The organism is Xanthomonas sp. SHU 308 (assembly GCF_000364645.1).
In the GTDB taxonomy this organism is placed as follows: Bacteria; Pseudomonadota; Gammaproteobacteria; order Xanthomonadales; family Xanthomonadaceae; genus Xanthomonas_A; species Xanthomonas_A sontii.
Genome location: NZ_AQOK01000444.1, coordinates 1 through 2117, shown reverse-complemented (window position 1 = coordinate 2117; position 2117 = coordinate 1). Strand labels below are relative to the sequence as shown.

At 69.3% G+C, this 2117-nt stretch carries 3 protein-coding genes; 2 read left to right on the top strand and 1 reads right to left on the bottom strand.

Annotation, left to right across the window (positions count from 1 at the left end; all coding sequences use genetic code 11):
* On the top strand, window positions 1–551 hold a 551-nt coding region (locus tag D588_RS24865; RefSeq protein ID WP_017916479.1), incomplete at its 5' end, for a DUF998 domain-containing protein.
* Window positions 548–892: a RidA family protein gene (locus D588_RS0114355; protein ID WP_017916478.1), complete on the top strand. Its 345-nt coding sequence runs from the start codon at window positions 548–550 to the stop codon at window positions 890–892. The genes D588_RS24865 and D588_RS0114355, both read left to right, overlap by 4 nt.
* A gap of 227 nt (window positions 893–1119) precedes the next feature.
* On the opposite strand, the gene D588_RS0114350 is transcribed toward D588_RS0114355, so the two are convergent.
* Window positions 1120–2117, bottom strand: a 998-nt coding sequence (locus D588_RS0114350) for a cyclopropane-fatty-acyl-phospholipid synthase family protein (protein WP_017916477.1), incomplete at its 5' end; no start/stop codon positions are given.

Below are 2117 nucleotides of genomic sequence, written 5' to 3'. Positions count from 1 at the left end.
CCCCCCCCAGCCAGTACCTGCATGGGCCCGGCGGCCTGCTGCTGCGCACCGTCTACGTCCTGCTGGCCGTCGGCGTGGTGGCGCTGGCGGCCGGGCTGTATGCGCAGGCGCCGCCACGCGCGCGCAGCGGCGCGCCGGTCGTGCTGTTCGGCTGCGCCGCGCTCGGCCTGTGCGGCGTGGCGATCGGCGACAGCTATCTGCCGCAGCGCGCACCGCTGCTGGCGCCGCTGGTGCACGGGCTCTCCGCGCAGACCGCGTTCCTGTGCGTGACCACGGCGATGCTGCTGCAGAGCGCGTGGCTGCGCGGGCAGGCGGCGTGGCGGGGCCGCGCCGGGCCGCTGTTGCTGCTGGCGGTGCTGGCGTTCGTGGCCCTGTGGGTGCATGTGCTGTGGCGCGCGCCGCCGCGCGGGCTGACCCAGAAACTGCCGATCGTGTTGATCCTGGCCTGGCTGCTGCCGGTGGCGTATCGCGTGTGGCGGCCGGTGCCTGCAGCCGCGGCGCAATCGCGCGACAATGGCGCGGTCTTCCCACTACAGGACAGCGCATCATGATCCAGCGTTTCGATACCGGCCCGCGGATGTCGGAGATGACCGTGTACAACGGCGTGGCCTATCTGGCCGGGCAGATCGCGGACGATACCAGCGAAGACATCGCCGGCCAGACCCGCCAGGTGCTGGCCGCGATCGACCGGTTGCTGGCGCTCGCCGCCACCGACAAGAGCCGGATCCTGCGCGCGGAGATCTTCATGACCGACCTGGCCGAGTTCGCCGAAATGAACAAGGTCTGGGAGGAATGGGTCAGCCCGGCCAACACCCCGGCGCGTGCCACCGTGCAGGCCAACCTGGCCGACCCGGCCTGGAAGATCGAGATCGTCATTACCGCGGCGGCGTGAAAGCCGGGAATGGGGAGTCGGGAATCGGGAATCGGGAATGGGAAAGCCGGCAGTGCGTCGCCTGAGCGACCGCGTGAAGCAGTGGCTTTAGCCGCGACAGCCGTCGCCGGTAAAGCCCGTCGCGGTTGACCGGAAGTTCCTTGGGTACGCAGGTAACCCGGGCACTCGCGGGACGCCCATTCCCGTTTCCCCATTCTCCATTCCCGGCGCCCCAGCGCCCCAGCGCCTCAGCGCCTGACGAACCGGTAATGCGCCACGCCCCACTGCTGGCCCTGTTCGTAGCCGAACAGTTCCGCGCAGGCCATCCAGAACATGCGCCAGCGTTGCCACCAGATCTTGGCGTCGGCGCCGTAGGTGGCCTGCAGCACCGGCATCAGCGTGTCGCGGTGGCGGTCCTGGTTGTGCAGCCAGGCGTTGGCGGTCTTCTCGTAATGCTGGCCGGACAGCAGCCAGCGGCGTTCGATCGCCAGGTCGTCCTGGAACTGCAGCAGGGTGTCGGCCGCCGGCATCAGGCCGCCGGTGAAGAAGTGCCGGCCCATCCAGTTGTCCTCGCCCTGCACCTCGAACGGGTAGGCCAGATCGCGATGGCAGAAGATGTGCACGAACAGCCGGCCGCCCGGCACCAGCCAGTGGCTGACCCGCTTGAGCAGTTCGCGGTAGTTGCGCATGTGCTCGAACATCTCGATCGAGACAACACGGTCGTAGTTCTCGGTCGGCAGGGTCAGGGTGTTGGCGTCGTGGGTGATCACCTTGACGTTGCCCAGTCCGCGCGCGCGGCATTGCGCTTCGATGTGCTCGCGCTGCGGCCGCGAGTTGGAGACCGCGGTGATGCGTGCGCCGGGGAACTGCTCGGCCATCCACAGCGTCAGCGAGCCCCAGCCGCAGCCCAGTTCGAGGATGCGCTGACGGTCGCGCAACTGTGCGCGTTCGGCGTACAGCTGCAGCATGCGTTCTTCGGCCGCGTCCAGGTTGGGCGTGGTCGCATCCCAGTAGCAGCTGCTGTACTTCAGGCGCTTGCCCAGGCACAGCTCGAAGAAGCGCGGCGGCACTTCGTAGTGCTGGCGGTTGGCTGCGTCGGTCTCGATCGCGATGGCGCTCTCGCGCAGCGATTCGATCAGCAGGCGCTGGCGCTCCCAGGCCGCGTCGGCGCCGCCGGCGCGCTCGTCGCGCAGGCGTTGCGCGCACAACCGGCGCATCGCCGCGCGCAGCATGGCGTCGGGCAGCA

Bases quoted from the DNA above. Each gene is read 5' to 3' on its own strand.
- D588_RS0114355 (WP_017916478.1), top strand. From the start codon at position 548: ATGATCCAGCGTTTCGATACCGGCCCGCGGATGTCGGAGATGACCGTG.